Source organism: Acidovorax sp. PRC11 (assembly GCF_031844105.1).
In the GTDB taxonomy this organism is placed as follows: domain Bacteria; phylum Pseudomonadota; class Gammaproteobacteria; order Burkholderiales; family Burkholderiaceae_C; genus Paracidovorax.
Map to the genome: position 1 here is coordinate 168,259 of NZ_JAUZUQ010000006.1, position 14,786 is coordinate 183,044.

The window sequence follows — 14,786 nt, forward strand, 5'->3', positions numbered from 1 at the left end:
GCCGGCAACGCCGGAAGGTCGGATTCCGGGCCCCGTGCGCCATACAACGCACCACATGCCCTGCAGGATGGCACAAACCGGCAACAATCTTGTTTCCGGACGTAGCGACCCTTGTTGCAGAGCGTTACCGCCAGGGGCGGCGCCCTAGAATGTGCCCATGAGTTCGCAAGCCCCCTCCCCGACGGCGCCCGAGGCCGCCAAGCCCAGCAATTTCCTGCGCCAGATCATCGAATCCGACCTCGACCAGGGCACCTATGCCCAGGCCCGCTGGGCCGGCACGCCGGGCGACGCAGCCCACCATGCCGCCGGCGAGCCCGACCCGGCGAAGATCCGCACGCGCTTCCCGCCCGAGCCCAACGGCTACCTGCACATCGGCCACGCCAAGAGCATCTGCCTGAACTTCGGCCTCGCGCGCGACTACGGCGGCGTGTGCCACCTGCGCTTCGACGACACCAACCCCGAGAAGGAAGACCAGGAATACGTCGATGGCATCATCGACGCCGTGCGCTGGCTCGGTTTCGACTGGACGCAGATCGGCCAGGCGCCCGGCAGCGCCGCGCCCTACCAGGCGAGCGACTATTTCGACTTCATGTACCGCGCGGCCGAGTACCTGATCGAAACCGGCCATGCCTACGTCGACGAACAGACGCCCGAAGAAATGCGCGCCAACCGCGGCGACTTCGGCAAGCCCGGCGTGGACAGCCCGTTCCGCACCCGCACGCCCGCCGAGAACCTGGCGCGCTTCCGCGAGATGCGTGACGGCCGGCTGCCCGACGGCGCCGCCGTGCTGCGCGCGAAGATCGACATGGCCTCGCCCAACATCAACCTGCGCGACCCGGCCATCTACCGCATCAAGCACGCCGAGCACCACCACACCGGCGACCGTTGGTGCATCTACCCGATGTACACCTTCGCGCACCCGATCGAGGACGCGCTGGAGCGCATCACCCACAGCATCTGCACGCTGGAGTTCGAAGACCAGCGTCCGTTCTACGACTGGCTGCTCGACCGCCTCGCCGAAGGCGGCCTGATCGCCACGCCGCAGCCGCGCCAGTACGAATTCGCGCGACTGAACCTCACCTACGTGGTCACCAGCAAGCGCAAGCTCAAGCACCTGGTGGACAACGGCATCGTGAGCGGCTGGGACGACCCGCGCATGCCCACCCTCGTCGGCCTGCGCCGCCGCGGCTACACGCCCGAGGCCCTGCAGCTGTTCTGCGAGCGCATCGGCGTGACCAAGGACTACTCCTGGATCGACTACGCCACGCTGGAAGGCTGCCTGCGCGAAGACCTGGAGAACCAGGCCCACCGCGGCATGGCCGTGCTCGACCCGGTGAAGCTCGAGCTCACCAACTGGGACGAACTGTTCGGCGCCGGCCACCTCGAGCCCTGCCAGCTTCCCGCCCTGCCCCACCCACCCGAAGGCCAGGAGGCGCCCGTGCGCCACTTCACGCTCGGCAAGGACGTCTGGATCGAGCGCGAAGACTTCGAGGAAACCCCGCCCAAGGGCTACAAGCGCCTCTTTCCCGGCAACAAGGTGCGCCTGAAGGGCGGCTACGTCATCGAATGCACCGGCTGCGAGAAGGATGCCGATGGCCGCGTGACCAAGGTGCTCGCCGCCGTCGTGCCCGACACCAAGAGCGGCACCCCGGGCGCGGACAGCGTGAAGGTGAAGGCCGCCATCACCTGGGTCGGCGCCGCCGACGGCGTGCCCGCCGAAGTGCGCCTCTATGACCGCCTGTTCACCGATGCCCAGCCCGACGCGGGCGGCAAGGATTTCCTGGCGCTGCTCAACCCGGACAGCCTGAAGGTGGTGACGGGCTACGTGGAGCCCTCGCTGGCGCAGGCGCAGCCGGACGACAAGTTCCAGTTCGAACGGTTCGGCTATTTCGTGGCGGACCGCAAGGACCATGCGCCGGGCAAGCCGGTGTTCAACCGGGTGACCGGTTTGAAGGACAGCTGGGGCAAGTAGCCCCGGCACTGCCCGGCGGCCGCAGGGTTCTCCGCCCTGCCGGCCGATGGCGCGTGCCTCCTGGCGGCGTGCGGCCGAGCGGACCGTGCGCCGGCCGCATATCGATCCTCGGAAACCTTTGTTGCCGCGGCCCGTACGGAACCAGAAGATCGAGACCTGTCCGCTCCCCTGTGGGCGCTCTCTCGATCCTTCTCCGTCAGCCACCGATGCTCCATCCCGTTTCCGCCGCCCCCCGTTTCCACGTCCCGCTCCTGGCCGGCATCGCTGCCGTCCTGGCCTTGACGGCCGCCACCGCCCACGCCGACGCCACGCTCGACAAGGTCCGTCAGCGCGGAAAAGTCTCTATCGGCGTGCTGGTCAACGGAGGCCCCTTCGGCTCCATCGACCCGGCCAGCCAGCAGCTCGTGGGCTGGAATCCCGAGCTGGCCCGTGCACTGGCCAAGGGCCTGGGCGTGGAGGCCGAGCTGGTGCAGGTGCAGACGGCCACGCGCGTGCAGTTCCTGCAGGCCGGCAAGGTCGATCTGCTGATCGCATCGATGGAACTGAACCCCGACCGCGCCGCCATACTGGGCTACGCGCCTACGCCGTTCTACCGGGTGGGCGGTACGGCCGCCGTGCGCAAGGACAGCGGCATCCAGACATGGGAAGACCTGCGCGGCAAGCCGGTCTGCCTGTCGCAGGGCAGCAGCTACGCCAAGCCGCTCACCGCCGACTACGGCGCGCAGGTGCAGGGCTTCAAGACCGCGTCCGATTCGCTGCTGGCGCTCCGCGGCGGCAACTGCGTCGCGGCCGTGCACGACAGCACGCTCATCCATCCGCTGCTGCGCACCAATGCCGAGTGGAGCCAGTACGCCGCCCCGATCACCACCGAACTGCTGCCCGCGCCGTCGGTGGTCTGGACCCGCAAGGGAGAGGCCGACACCATCGCCGCGGTGGACAAGGTGGTGCAGGACTGGCACCGCACCGGCTGGCTGATCGCCACCGAGAAGCGCCTGGGCATCGAGCCGGCCAATCCGCTGCTTCCCGAGCTGCAGACGAAGTTCCAGGCCGCGGCCCACTGAGCCCGGCATGCACGACAACGGCCTGCTCGTCCAGGGCGTGGACGCGCTCCGGGACATCGGATTGAACTACGCCTTCGTACTGGACGCCGCCGAACGCCAGGCCTTCGTGCGCGGCATGGGGGTCACGGTGCAGCTGGCCCTGCTCACCATCCCGTGCAGCCTGGCGGCGGGCGTGGTGCTGGCGGCCTGCATGGCCTCCGGGCGTGCCTGGCTGGCCGGCCCGGCGCGCGCCTTCGTCGAGGTGACCCGCAACACGCCGACGCTAGTGCAGCTGTACTGCGCGTTCCTGGTGCTCAACATGCTCATCACGCAGCAGCTGCGCGACTGGGGTGCGGGCCAGAACCCGCTCACGCCGTTCGTGTGGGTGGTGACCGTCGTCTCGCTGCACAAGGGCGCGTTCCATGCCGAGGCGCTGCGCGCCGGCATCGAGGCCGTGCCCGCCACCACGCTGGAGGCCGCGCGCTCGCTGGGCTTTTCGCAGCGCCAGCTGCTGGCGCGCGTGCAACTCCCGTTGGCCGCGCGTTTCGCTCTGCCCTCGCTCGTGAACAACCTCGTCGACCTCGTGAAGATGACCGCCGTGGCCTCGGCGATCGCCGTGGGCGACGTGACCTACGAGTCCATCATGATCTGGTCGCAGCGCGACAACGTGCTCGAATTGCTGCTGCTCATCCTGCTCTGGTTCGGGCTGCTCACCTGGCTGGTGAGCCGCGCCGGCCGCTGGCTGGAACACCACTGGAGGATGCCCGGCTATGGCCAATGACGCCGTCCTCGGCCGCGCGCCGGCCCGCCGCGCCGCGCCGGGCGCCGCCCCCGGCCTGCCGGCCGCCTGGCGCCTGGCGCGCAACCCCTGGCTGATCGCGCTCGCGGCGGCGCTGGCTGTGGTCGCCGCATGGCAGGCCACCGGTACCACGCCGCGTGCCGTCGCCTATCTGTGGCAATGGCTGCCCGCGCTCTTGCGGGGCCTGTGGGTGAACATCGAGATCAGCGTGCTGGCGGTGGCCCTGGGCACGGCCGTGGGCCTGGTGTTCGGTGCGCTGTCGCTCTCGCCGGTGCATGCCGTGCGCGTGGCGGTGCGCTGCTACGTGCAGGCGTTCCGCAATGCGCCCATCCTGGTGCTCATCTACTTCACCACCTACGTGTTCCCCTTCGAGATGCATCTGGTGCAGTGGACCTTTCCCTTCCCCGACTGGGTGAAGGTGGTGCTGGGCCTGGCCCTGCCCACCAGCGCCAACGTGGCGGAGATCTTCCGCGGCGCGATCCAGTCGATTCCCGCCGCGCAGTGGGAGGCCGCGCAGTCGCTCGCCTTCCGGCGCGGCCAGATCTTCCGGTGGGTGGTGCTGCCGCAGTGCGTCCGCCGCATGCTGCCGCCCTGGATGAACCTGTACGCCAGCATCACCATGAGCACTTCGCTGGCCTCGCTGGTGGGCGTGCACGACGTGGTGGATACGGCGCAGATCGCCAGCAACACGGTGGCGCGCACGGATTTCACCATCCTCGTGTATTTCACGCTGCTGGCTCTGTTCTTCGCGTACTGCTACCCGATCGCCCGCGCCACGCGCGCCCTGGAACGCCGCCAGGCCACGACAGGACCGACCCCATGAAACGAGACGACATCCCCCTGGCCGGCCTGGCGCCCGCCGCCGACACCGTCACTCCCGCAGCCGCACCGCTGGTGCACCTGCAGGACGTGCACCTCTCCTTCGGCGACAACGCGGTGCTGAAAGGCATCGACGTGCAGGTGCGGCGCGGCGAGGCCGTGTCCATCATCGGGCCCTCGGGCTCTGGCAAGTCGACCGTCCTGCGGTGCATCACCGGCCTGCTGCGGCCGCAGCGCGGCGAGATCGTGGTGGGCGACACACTTGTCCATACCCTGCGCACCGAGGCCGCGCTGATCGCGCTGCGCAAGCGCGTGGGTTTCGTGTTCCAGCAGTACAACCTGTTCCCGCACCTCACCGTGCTGGAGAACCTGGTGATCGCGCCCACCCGCGTCGTGGGCCGCGACCGGGCCGAGGCCCGGAACGAGGCACGCGCCCTGCTCGACAAGGTGCGCCTGTCGCACAAGGAGAACGCCTACCCCGGCGAACTCTCGGGCGGCCAGCAGCAGCGCGTCGCCATCGCCCGCGCGCTCGCCATGCGGCCCGAGCTGATCCTGTTCGACGAGGTCACTTCCGCGCTCGACCCGGAAACCGTCGGCGAGGTGCTCACGGTGATCCGCGACCTGGTGAAGGACGGCATGACCTGCGTACTCGTCACGCACGAGATGCGGTTCGCCGAAGAAGTCAGCGACCGCGTGTACTTCACCGAAGCCGGCCGCATCGTCGAACACGGCCCTGCCGCGCAGATCTTCGGCGACCCGCGCAGCCTGCGCACCCGCGAGTTCCTGCAGCGCGCGCTGGGCGAGGGCCCGCACAAGCGCGAGACGCCCGCGAGCCCTCCGCTCGCGTTCAACCAGTTGCGCTTCGCACTCTGACCGCCCCCACATCATCCGGAAAGAAGACCATGACAACGACAACCGCCCATTCCTTCACCCCGACCGTCCTCGCCGAGCGCCGCCGCCAGGCCGTCGATGCCGTACTGGCAGACGTGCGCCGCCTCACCGCGCAAGGCACGCCCGACCGCGCCGCGCTCTCGGCCATCACCGCACGGCTGGAGCAGCTGGCAGCGCACAAGGACCTGTTCAGTCGCACGGATTTCCCGCCTCCTGACGAGACGGCCGGCGTGGGCGCCTCCACGCGTTACCGGCTCAACCCCGAGGACGGCGACGGCGGCCTGGCGCTCTATTTGAACTCGATCAACCCCGGCAAGACCACCGCGCCGCACGACCACACCACCTGGGCCGTGATCGTGGCCGTGGAAGGCCAGGAGGTGAACCGCCTCTACGAACGCACCGACGACCGCAGCGACCCCGCCCGCGCCCGCATCCACCTGGCGCAGGAATTCACCGTACGGCCCGGCGCCTCCATCGCCTTCCTGCCCGACGACATCCACAGCATCGCGGTGGTGGGCACCGAGCCCACGCTGCACTTCCACCTGTACGGCCAGCCGCTGGAAACCCTTACGGGCCGCGTCGCGATCGACCCCGACACCGGCGAAGTGAAGAACTACAACGCAGCCTACTTCCGCCCCAGCGTGGCCGTGGCATGAGCGGCGGCCACAGCCATGGCAACGGCGGCCACCACGCTCCGATCGGCGCCGCCACCCGGCTGCTGCATGCCGGGGCACCCGCGCTGCGGGGCGGCTCCGGCCCCGTGAACGTGCCCGTGGTGCGCACCAGCACCGTGCGCTTCGGCAGCACCGCGGACTATGCGGACCACCACCACCGCCGCACCGCGGGCGAGCGCGTGGCCTCGTACGGCCGCCACGGGCTGGACACGCACCGCGCGCTGGAGGACGCCGTCACCGCGCTGGAAGGCGGCCACCGCGCATTCCTGGCGCCCTCGGGCCTGGCCGCCATCACGCTGGTGTTGGTAGCCCTGCTCTCCCCCGGCGACCACGCCCTGGTGGCCGACAGCGTGTATTCGCCCGTGCGGCGCGTGGACGCGACGCTGCTGCAGCGCCTGGGCATCACGCTCGAATACTTCTCGCCCTCGCAGGACGACCTGGCCGCGAAGATCCGGCCGAACACCCGGCTGATCTACGTCGAATCGCCCAGTTCGCTGCTCTACGAGGTGCTGGATTTGCCCGCCATCGCCTCCGTGGCACGCGCCCGCGGCATTCCCCTGGCCACGGACAACACCTGGAGCGGTGGCTGGTTCTGCCAGCCCCTGCGGCTGGGCGCGAACATCTCGATCCAGGCGGCCACCAAGTACATCGCCGGCCACTCGGACGTCATGCAGGGCACCGTGGTCACCGATTCAAAAGAGCTCACCGAGAAGATCGCCACCGCCTACGAAGCGCTCGGCCTCACCGTGGGCGCCGACGACGCCTACCTGGCCCTGCGCGGCGTGCGCACCCTGCCCGTGCGCCTGGCCCAGCACCAGCGCCACGCCACGCGGGTGGCGGAGTGGCTGCAGGAGCAGCCGCAGGTCGGTCGCGTGTTCTACCCGGCCCTGCCCTCCGACCCGGGACATGCGCTGTGGAAGCGGGATTTCAGCGGGGCGAGCGGGCTGGTGTCGTTCGCGTTCGCGGACGGCAACGGCGGGAATGGCCACGGCGGCGTGGATGCGCGCGGCGCGAATGCGTTCGTGGATGCCCTGCGGTTCTTCGGCATCGGAGCATCGTGGGGCGGGTACGAGAGCCTGGCGCTGGTGGCGCAGCCGGAGCGGCTGCGGGAGCACAGTGCGTGGACGGGGACTGCGCCGGTGGTGCGGCTGCATGTGGGGTTGGAGGATCCGGAGGATTTGATCGCGGATCTGGGGCAGGCGCTGGGCAGGGTCTCGGCAAGGGAGGCGCTGCTGGCGGCGTGAGGATCGGCGGGGCCCGCAGCGCCGTCGCCGGACAGCCCCGCGCGCGCACTGCCCGTCGAGACGCTCACGGGCATGCGGGGCCCGGGTAGGGATGGGCCGGATCGCCGTCGGCCGTGGAAACCACCGGCTTCTCGGCGGCGGTGGACCATCTCGCCCGGGGCCACCAGCGCTGCGCCTCCGCAGGGGTCCGCGCTTCGGGTTCGACGGGTTGGCCGGGCCGGGGCGTGATCACGGCCACGGTGCTGCAGCCCGCCGCGGCCAGCACCCGCTCCACCGGCTCGGTCCACCCGTGCGGGGCCAGCCTGAACAGGCCCCAGTGCACCGGCAGCAGCGCCCGCGCACCGACCCGCTCGGCCGTCAGCACAGCCTGCTCCGGGCCCAGATGGGCGTCGGGCCAGGCGTCGTCGTACTGCCCCGCCTCGACGAGCGCGAGGTCGAATGGACCGTACTGCGAACCGATCGCCCGCATGTCTTCCTGCAGCCCCGTATCGCCGGAGAAATACAGCCGGTGCCGCGGGCCCACCAGAACGAAGCCGCCCCACAGCGTCCGGTCGCCGCGCGGATCGATGCGGCCCGAGGAATGCCGGGCCGGCACCAGCGAGACCTCGACGGTTCCGACGCGGGTCGCCTGCCACCAGTCCAGCTCGACGATGCGGTCCCGCGGAATGCCCCAGCGCTCCAGGTGCGCGCCCACGCCCAGCGGCACGATGAACGTGTTCGTCCACTCCCGCATCGCGAGGACAGTGGGCCGGTCCAGGTGGTCGTAGTGATCGTGCGAGATGAGCACCGCGTCCACCCGCGGCAATTGGGCCAGGGCGATCGGGGGCGGATACCAGCGGCGCGGGCCGGCCCACTCGACGGGCGAAGCGCGGTCGCTCCAGAGGGGATCGGTCAGCACCCGCAGGCCGTCGATGTCCAGCAACGTGGACGAATGGCCGAACCATGTGACCCGCAGGCCGGTGGGCGGCGGGACGGCCAGCGCGGCCGGATCGGTGGCCACGGCGGGCACCGGCGTCCCGGGTTCGTCGTCCGGGGCTCTGGAGAGCCCGTGCAGCAGGGCCCGGGGCAGGTCGGTGTACGCGCGCCGGGGGTTCCGGAAACGGTCGCCGCGCCACTGGGGAGAGCGCTGCATCGCTGCAAGGCTTTCTTCGTCGGCGGACGCTCCCAGCGCCTGGCATCCCGCCAGCGCCACCCCGGAAGCCAGGACGGCCGCCAGGAATCCCGGCGCGCGGCGCGGAATCATGCGGCCTCGGTGCGCGGGCGGCGCAGACACCATTCCACCCCCACCAGGTTGGGCACCCAGCACATCCAGGCAATGACGCGGTAGGCCAGCAGAAAGTCCACCCCGGCGACGCTCGCCAAGGGCAGATAGAGGCGCAGCGTGACGGCGGAGAAGGTCAGCGCGAAAGACCGGACCATCCAGCGCCGGTGCGAGGCCACATCGCCCGCCACGATCCTGCGGACCGCCGTGCCGGTGGCCGCCAGCCACGCCGCGCCGAGCGCGCCGAAGCCCATGCCAGCGATCGGCCCGGCCGATACCCCCGCGGCCAGCACCAGGGCCGACACGCCGCCCACCAGGCAGCCTGCCCAGTAGAGGCACCCGACGATGCGGTGCAGCGCCGGCATCCGCTTTCGCAGCGACGCGACGAACTGCACCGGCCCCAGCAGCAGGGCCGTCGCGGCGCCCGCCGCGTGCAGCACGATCCAGGGCTGAAAGTGCCGGTTGGTGGCCACCCCGTCCGGAACGGGCCCCTGGCCGAACAGGTAGCGATACGACACCAGCGCGATCGCGGCGCTGGAGAGGGCCATCACGCCCCATCCGATCCGGCGGCGCGCCGACATGCTGGAGGGGTTGGCCGAGACGGGGACAGTGACCACCCCCACCTGCGCTGCGGTGTCGCCGGCACGCGGTGGGGCATTCGGAACCGGGCCTGCGACGAGCCGGGCGCGCTTTCCGGGCAGCGAAAGGGCGGGATGTGAATCGGGTGCCATGGTGTCGGTCTCGATAGGAAGTGACCTCCACTGTAGAAAGACCGGGCTGGATCGACCATACTGCGCGGTCTCAGAATCTATCGCGATCGTCCAAAGCCATGGATCCCTTGTCCGACATCCTCACGCTGCTGCGGCCCGCCGGCTACGGCTTCCGGGGCCTGGATGCCGCGGGCGACTGGGCGCTGTCGTTCGCGCGCGCCGAGGGCGTGCTGTGCTTCGCGATCGAGAAAGGCAGTTGCTGGCTGCGCGTAGTGGACGCCGGCGAGCCCGTGCACCTGCAGCCCGGCGACGTGGTGCTGATGACGAGGGGGTACGAGGTCCGCCTCTACTCGTCGGACGGTGCCGAATCGCGGGATGCGGCCGGCTTTCTGTCGGGCGTTCCCGCGGGGCACGTGGCCACGATCAACGGCGGCGGCGAGTGCAGCGGCATCGGCGGATTCTTCGGCCTGCAGGGATGGCGTGCGATGGACCTGCTGGCCGCCGTGCCGGCTGTCGTGCATGTCCGTTCGGACGCCAGCAGGACCGCGCTGTACGTGGGGGTGCAGCGGCTGATGGGCGAGTTGCGGGAGCCCCGTGCCGGCAGCGACCTGATCGCCGGCCACCTCGCGCAGGCCCTGCTGGTGGAAGCGTTCCGCGCGCACCTGGAACATGCGCAGGCGGGCGAGGGCTGGCTCGCGGCCCTCGCCGTTCCCACGCTGCGGCGCGCGCTGACGGCGATGCACGCCGACGTCGCCCGCCGCTGGACCCTGCGCGACCTGGCGGCCGCGGCAGGCATGTCGAGGTCGGGCTTCGCCGCGCATTTCGAGCGGGTCACGGGCGAGACCCCGATCGCCTACCTCACCCGCTGGCGCATGTTCATCGCCGCCGACCGGCTGGCCGCATCCCGGCTGCCCCTGGGCACCGTGGCGGCGTCGGTCGGCTACGAGTCCGAAAGCGCCTTCGGCGCCGCGTTCAAACGCGTCATGCACGTGTCTCCCCTTCGGTACCGGACGGGAGCGTCGAGGACGCCGGGCCTCATGCCGCCCGCGTCACCCCGCCATCCACCCGCAGGCTTTGCCCCGTGATATAGCCCGCGCCTTCCGACGCGAGGAACGCCACCGTCGCCGCCACCTCGTCCACCCGGCCGTACCGCCGGAGCGGACTCGCCGCGGCGCTCCAGCCATTCGGGCAGGCTGTCGATCCAGCCCGGCAGGACGTTGTTCAAGCGGATGTTGTCGTGGTGGGCGTGCGCCGCGCGTTCGACCTGGTCGCGGAGGCCACCCGGAGCCTGCGGCACGAGCCCGGGCATCTGACGGTGAGCATGACGCCGACCTTCGCCCCCAAGTGGCCCATGCCCCGGCTGAGTGCCCATACGCAGGCCCATCCGGCAACGGAGTTGCGCGTGCTGGCGACCGAACGGATTTCGCACTTCCAGACGGAAGCGATCGATCTCGCCGTGCGGTACGGCCGACCGCCCTTCGGCCCGGGACTGCAGGCCGACTTGCTGTTCGAAGAATGCCTCGTGGCCATGGCGAGCCCGCAGCCGCGGGGGGCAGGCCCGGGCCAGGGCACGCTGCTGCACGACGGGCAGTCGTCGTGGGAGCAGTCTTTCGAGCAGTGCGGACGCGGCCCGTCGGCGGCGGCCGATGCGGGCGGCGGAAGCGCTGCGCCGCCGGCGATCCGGTTCAAGCAGCGCCACCCGGAGTCGGTGGCGCAGGCGAGGCGGTGGTTCCTGCAGCAGGCCGCGCAGTCGCAGTGGTCGCGCGATGATCCCGCGGCCACAGCGCGGTGATCGATAGCACGGCCCGGCAGGCGCAGGCTATGCAGCCGCCCCCACCAGCCGGATGCCCGTCTGCCCTTCCCGCTCCAGCTGCGCCACCAGGCCCAGCTCCCAGTCCAGGTATGCGCGGAAGCCCGCGTCCCGCAGGTGCAGGTCCCGGTGCGCATACGGGCTGTACCAATGATCGTCGTCGCCGGTGAGCACGCCGGCATCGCCTGCTTCCACCGGCAGGCCGGCCGCAGCCCAGGCGGCGGTGCCGCCGGCGATGGCGCGCACGTCGCGGCCGGTGCGGGCGGCCAGCTCTGGCGCCACGGTGCGGGGCAGCAGGCCGTCGGGCGAGGTGAGCAGCACGGCCTGGCCAGCGGGCAGGTCGGCCACGAAGGCGGCGAGGCGATCGGGCACGGCGAAGCGCGCGCCGGCGATGTGCTGGCGCTCGAAGGCGGCGCGCCGGTCCACGTCGAAGACGGCGGCGCGGCCCTGCTCCAGCAGGGCCCGGGCCTGCTGCGGCGAAACCAGCGGCACGGGCCCGGCATGCGATGCGAGCACGCGCACCGGCTCGGGGCCGGTTTCCAGCGTGGCCAGGGGCGGCGGCGCGAACACGAACACTTCGTGGCCGCCCAACTGCGCGAGCCAGGCGCCGGTGGTGAGGGCCCGAACGCCGTCCCAGTCGGCGAGCACGATGCGCGCGCCGCGCGTGGCGGCGTATTCATCGGTGGCCTGCACCAGCTGGCCGCCAGGGGCCCAGCGCCAGCCCTCCAGGTGGCCAGCCTCGTATTCCTCGCGCGTGCGCACGTCGAATCGGTAGAGCGTGCGCTCCTGCGACTGCGCTGCGGCCTCCAGCCGCGCCAGGCCGGCGGCGTCGATGCGCTGCACCCCGGCGCCCTGCGCCACCGCGGCAGCGCGCTCCCGGGCGGCGGCCAGGGTGCCAGGCGAGGGCTCGGGCAGTGGCGTGGAACGGCCGTGGGCGAGCGTGCGCCCGGTGAGCAGCCAGTCCATGGTGCCGTTGCGCAGCGAGGCCACGCGGTTGGGGATGCCGGCATCGATCAGCGTCTGCGCGCCGACGATGCTGCGCGTGCGGCCCGCGCAGTTCACCACCACGAAGGTCCCGGGGTCGGGCGCCAGCTCGCCGATGCGGTAGACCAGCTCGGCGCCCGGCACGCTGTGCGCGAACGGCAGGCTGAAGGCGGCGAATTCCTCGGGCGTGCGGCTGTCCACCACCACGATGTCGTCGCCGCGCGCGATGCGTTCGTGCAGCTCGCCCGCGTCGATCCAGGGCGTGTGCTTCTCATGCTCGATGACTTCGCCGAAGGCCTTGCCGGGCACGTTGGTGCCGCTGAAGATCTCGTAGCCCGCGGCGGCCCAGCCATCGGTGCCGCCCGCGAGCACGGAGACGTTGCGCCAGCCCAGGCGCACCAGCTTGGCGGCGGCCTCGTGGGCCAGTGTTTCGTCGCCGTCGACCAGCACGGTGCGCGTGCCGCGGCACGGCACCAGCCGGTCGATCAGCAACTCCAGCCGCCACGCCGGGGCGGAGGCCGCGAACAGGATGTGGCGGTGCGCGAACACGCCGGTCTCGCGCACGTCGAGCACGGCGATCTCCTCGCCGTCGTGCAGCGCGGCCTTGAGCGCCTGGGACGTGACGAGCGCATGGCGGATGGATTTCGGGGGACCGAAGGTGCGGTAGGTGCCGCCCTCGCGGGTCTCGAACACCACGCGGCCGGGCATGCGGTCCAGAGCGCGGCCGTAGAAGTGCAGGTGCAGGCCGGGCTCGTCGCCCACGAGTTCGATGGTGTGCACGTCGGTGGGCGAGAGCTGCACCGAAACGCCCGGGACCACGTCCACGGTTTTCTCCGCCGCGAGCGCGTCGCGCGCCGGGTCTGCCGTGGGGCTGCGCTCGTAGAACACGTTGCGCTCGTTGCCCGAGATGCCGGCGATGATCGCCCAGGTGGTGTGGTCGTGCGGCGGCTGGGCCTTGCCCGGCAGGCCGGCCGATACGTAGAGCGCGTGGCGCCCGCCCGGCTCTTCGCTCAGGCGGTAGACCTGCGCGGGGTTGTCTTCCGAGACGGGAAAGTGCTCCGCGGGGAACAGATCGCGCTGCCGGCCGAGCTGTTCGAGCGCCGCGGCCACGGCGCGCAGTTGGTCGGGCGTGGCGGCTTCGGGATCGGGGATCAGCCGGCGCGCGGTGGCGATGAAGGCCGCCACGGCGGCAGCGCGGCGGCTGGCGACGTCGCTGCCGGAGAAATCGAGGGAGAGGGAGGTCTGGGTCATGGGAGCCTTTGGCAAGAGCGACCCCTACGTTAGGCATCCAGGGCACCGTTCGCCAACGAAGGAAACCGGCTATCGATATGCGGCGTGTGGGCCTGCCGCGGCGGCGAGCGCCCGCACGCCAAGCGCGCTGGCGTCATATCCATAGTCGCAAATCTTCGTTTCCCCGCAGGAAACGCCGGCCTAGGCTGACCGAAGGCTCCCGGCATGTCCGGGCCATTTCGTTTCCCTTGCCATTGCCCAGGTCCGCACCATGCTCCCCTCCCGAAAGACCGTGTTCACGGCCGCCACCGCAGCGCTCGCGCTGGCCGCCTTCGCCGCCACCACCCTCCACGCATCCCGTTCGCACGCCGCCTCGGACGCGGCGGCCGGGTTCCCCTCGAAGCCTGTGCGCATCATCGTTCCCGTGGCCGCCGGCGGCAGCGCGGACAAGCTCACCCGCACGCTGGCCGACCGGCTCGGCGCACTCTGGGGCCAGAGCGTCATCGTGGAGAACGTGGCCGGTGCCAGCGGCACCATCGGCGCGGCCCGGGTGGCCAAGGCGGCGCCGGACGGCTACACGCTGCTGCAGCAGGGCGAGGGGCTCACGCTCAACGGGATCCTATTCCGGGCGCTGCCCTACGACACGAACAAAAGCTTCACGCCCATCATCAAGGCAGTGGTGAATCCGCAGATCCTGGTGGTGCATCCCGGCACCGGCATCACCAGCCTGGCCGACTACGTGGCGCGGGCCCGGGCCAGGCCGGAAAGCATCAGCCTGGGCCTGCCTGGCAACGGCGGCATCGCCCACGTGGCGCACGAGATCCTGTCGCAGGAAACGGGCGCCCGGGTGAACTACATCCCCTACCCCGGCGGCGGCCCGGCCACGGTGGATGTCCTGGCGGGCCACACGGACGCGACGCTGATCACGCTGGCCGCGGTGACCGACCACGTGCGCGCAGGCAAGCTGCGGCCGCTGGCGGTGACCACCAGCTACCGGTCTCCCGCCCTTCCCGCAGTGCCCACCGTGGCCGAAGCCGGAGGGCCGGCGGGGTTTTCGGTGGAGAGCTGGCAGGGCTACTTCGCGCCGGCCGGCACCCCGCCGGCCATCGTGGCGAAGATCAACCGCGACCTCGCCACCGTGCTGCAGGCGCCCGACGTGCGTGCCCAGCTGGAGTCCCAGGGCTTCCAGGTGGCCGGCGGATCGCCCGACGACCTCGCGCAGAGCCTGCGATCGGAACAGCCGCGCTACGCGCAGGCCATCAGGACGGCCGGGCTGGCGCTGCGCTGAGCCATCGCGGCGCGCTGCCCACGGGCGGCGGCGCGATCCGCGACGAATGGCCTGCCGGCAGCCT

Annotated in this window: 13 protein-coding genes and 1 pseudogene; 10 read left to right on the forward strand and 4 right to left on the reverse strand. The window is 71.3% G+C overall.

Translation table 11 applies throughout. From position 1 onward, the window contains the following. Positions 1-157 precede the first annotated feature (157 nt). From Q9R47_RS09060 to metC, 7 genes are all read left to right on the forward strand, one after another. The gene (locus Q9R47_RS09060; protein ID WP_311232876.1) at positions 158-1,972 is read left to right on the forward strand and encodes a glutamine--tRNA ligase/YqeY domain fusion protein; all 1,815 of its coding nucleotides are present in this window, start codon (positions 158-160) and stop codon (positions 1,970-1,972) included. A 206-nt stretch (positions 1,973-2,178) separates the two neighbouring features. Further along, complete coding sequence (locus Q9R47_RS09065; protein WP_311232877.1) at positions 2,179-3,033, forward strand: transporter substrate-binding domain-containing protein; 855 nt, start codon at positions 2,179-2,181, stop codon at positions 3,031-3,033. Positions 3,034-3,040: 7 nt separating this feature from the next. Beyond that, the gene (locus Q9R47_RS09070; protein ID WP_311232878.1) at positions 3,041-3,793 is read left to right on the forward strand and encodes an amino acid ABC transporter permease; all 753 of its coding nucleotides are present in this window, start codon (positions 3,041-3,043) and stop codon (positions 3,791-3,793) included. Continuing rightward, positions 3,783-4,634 carry an amino acid ABC transporter permease gene (locus Q9R47_RS09075; RefSeq protein ID WP_311232879.1) on the forward strand — a complete coding sequence of 284 codons (852 nt, stop codon included), beginning with the start codon at positions 3,783-3,785 and terminating at the stop codon, positions 4,632-4,634. The genes Q9R47_RS09070 and Q9R47_RS09075 overlap by 11 nt, the downstream gene beginning before the upstream one ends. Then, positions 4,631-5,503: an amino acid ABC transporter ATP-binding protein gene (locus tag Q9R47_RS09080; protein ID WP_311232880.1), complete on the forward strand. Its 873-nt coding sequence runs from the start codon at positions 4,631-4,633 to the stop codon at positions 5,501-5,503. Before Q9R47_RS09075 ends, Q9R47_RS09080 begins: the two co-directional genes overlap by 4 nt. A 29-nt stretch (positions 5,504-5,532) precedes the next feature. After that, positions 5,533-6,177 carry a cysteine dioxygenase family protein gene (locus Q9R47_RS09085; protein WP_311232881.1) on the forward strand — a complete coding sequence of 215 codons (645 nt, stop codon included), beginning with the start codon at positions 5,533-5,535 and terminating at the stop codon, positions 6,175-6,177. Further along, positions 6,174-7,439: a cystathionine beta-lyase gene (gene metC / locus Q9R47_RS09090; RefSeq protein WP_311232882.1), complete on the forward strand. Its 1,266-nt coding sequence runs from the start codon at positions 6,174-6,176 to the stop codon at positions 7,437-7,439. The genes Q9R47_RS09085 and metC overlap by 4 nt, the downstream gene beginning before the upstream one ends. A gap of 64 nt (positions 7,440-7,503) precedes the next feature. Here metC and Q9R47_RS09095 read toward each other — a convergent pair whose 3' ends face one another. Continuing rightward, on the reverse strand, positions 7,504-8,682 hold the full coding sequence (locus Q9R47_RS09095; protein ID WP_311232883.1) for an MBL fold metallo-hydrolase: 1,179 nt from the start codon (positions 8,680-8,682) through the stop codon (positions 7,504-7,506). After that, the gene (locus tag Q9R47_RS09100; protein ID WP_311232884.1) at positions 8,679-9,431 is read right to left on the reverse strand and encodes a DUF2306 domain-containing protein; all 753 of its coding nucleotides are present in this window, start codon (positions 9,429-9,431) and stop codon (positions 8,679-8,681) included. Before Q9R47_RS09100 ends, Q9R47_RS09095 begins: the two co-directional genes overlap by 4 nt. Positions 9,432-9,529: 98 nt before the next feature. On the opposite strand from Q9R47_RS09100, the gene Q9R47_RS09105 reads away from it, so the two are divergent. Next, complete coding sequence (locus Q9R47_RS09105) at positions 9,530-10,495, forward strand: AraC family transcriptional regulator (RefSeq protein ID WP_311232885.1); 966 nt, start codon at positions 9,530-9,532, stop codon at positions 10,493-10,495. Here Q9R47_RS09105 and Q9R47_RS09110 read toward each other — a convergent pair. Beyond that, positions 10,446-10,647, reverse strand: a pseudogene (locus Q9R47_RS09110) (SDR family oxidoreductase); the annotation flags it as partial. The gene Q9R47_RS09105 and the pseudogene Q9R47_RS09110 sit on opposite strands and share 50 nt — an antisense overlap. Between Q9R47_RS09110 and Q9R47_RS09115 the strand changes: the two are divergent. Next, a complete protein-coding gene (locus Q9R47_RS09115) occupies positions 10,648-11,202 on the forward strand; it encodes a LysR substrate-binding domain-containing protein (protein WP_311232886.1) in 555 nt (184 codons plus the stop codon). It abuts the pseudogene before it with no gap. 27 nt (positions 11,203-11,229) lie between these two features. On the opposite strand, the gene Q9R47_RS09120 is transcribed toward Q9R47_RS09115, so the two are convergent. Next, positions 11,230-13,455, reverse strand: a complete 2,226-nt coding sequence (locus tag Q9R47_RS09120) for a rhodanese-like domain-containing protein (RefSeq protein WP_311232887.1) — start codon at positions 13,453-13,455, stop codon at positions 11,230-11,232. Between the two features lie 250 nt (positions 13,456-13,705). Here Q9R47_RS09120 and Q9R47_RS09125 point away from each other — a divergent pair, with 250 nt between their 5' ends. Further along, positions 13,706-14,722 carry a tripartite tricarboxylate transporter substrate binding protein gene (locus Q9R47_RS09125; RefSeq protein WP_311232888.1) on the forward strand — a complete coding sequence of 339 codons (1,017 nt, stop codon included), beginning with the start codon at positions 13,706-13,708 and terminating at the stop codon, positions 14,720-14,722. Positions 14,723-14,786: the final 64 nt, after the last annotated feature.

What these genes read in the sequence shown, in the direction of transcription:
- Q9R47_RS09070 (WP_311232878.1), top strand. Translation starts at nt 3,041, where the DNA reads ATGCACGACAACGGCCTGCTCGTCCAGGGCGTGGACGCGCTCCGGGAC.
- Q9R47_RS09060 (WP_311232876.1), top strand. Translation starts at nt 158, where the DNA reads ATGAGTTCGCAAGCCCCCTCCCCGACGGCGCCCGAGGCCGCCAAGCCC.
- Q9R47_RS09095 (WP_311232883.1), bottom strand. Translation starts at nt 8,682, where the DNA reads ATGATTCCGCGCCGCGCGCCGGGATTCCTGGCGGCCGTCCTGGCTTCC.
- Q9R47_RS09080 (WP_311232880.1), top strand. Translation starts at nt 4,631, where the DNA reads ATGAAACGAGACGACATCCCCCTGGCCGGCCTGGCGCCCGCCGCCGAC.
- Q9R47_RS09100 (WP_311232884.1), bottom strand. Translation starts at nt 9,431, where the DNA reads ATGGCACCCGATTCACATCCCGCCCTTTCGCTGCCCGGAAAGCGCGCC.
- Q9R47_RS09065 (WP_311232877.1), top strand. Translation starts at nt 2,179, where the DNA reads ATGCTCCATCCCGTTTCCGCCGCCCCCCGTTTCCACGTCCCGCTCCTG.
- Q9R47_RS09075 (WP_311232879.1), top strand. Translation starts at nt 3,783, where the DNA reads ATGGCCAATGACGCCGTCCTCGGCCGCGCGCCGGCCCGCCGCGCCGCG.
- Q9R47_RS09085 (WP_311232881.1), top strand. Translation starts at nt 5,533, where the DNA reads ATGACAACGACAACCGCCCATTCCTTCACCCCGACCGTCCTCGCCGAG.
- Q9R47_RS09120 (WP_311232887.1), bottom strand. Translation starts at nt 13,455, where the DNA reads ATGACCCAGACCTCCCTCTCCCTCGATTTCTCCGGCAGCGACGTCGCC.
- Q9R47_RS09125 (WP_311232888.1), top strand. Translation starts at nt 13,706, where the DNA reads ATGCTCCCCTCCCGAAAGACCGTGTTCACGGCCGCCACCGCAGCGCTC.
- metC (WP_311232882.1), top strand. Translation starts at nt 6,174, where the DNA reads ATGAGCGGCGGCCACAGCCATGGCAACGGCGGCCACCACGCTCCGATC.
- Q9R47_RS09105 (WP_311232885.1), top strand. Translation starts at nt 9,530, where the DNA reads ATGGATCCCTTGTCCGACATCCTCACGCTGCTGCGGCCCGCCGGCTAC.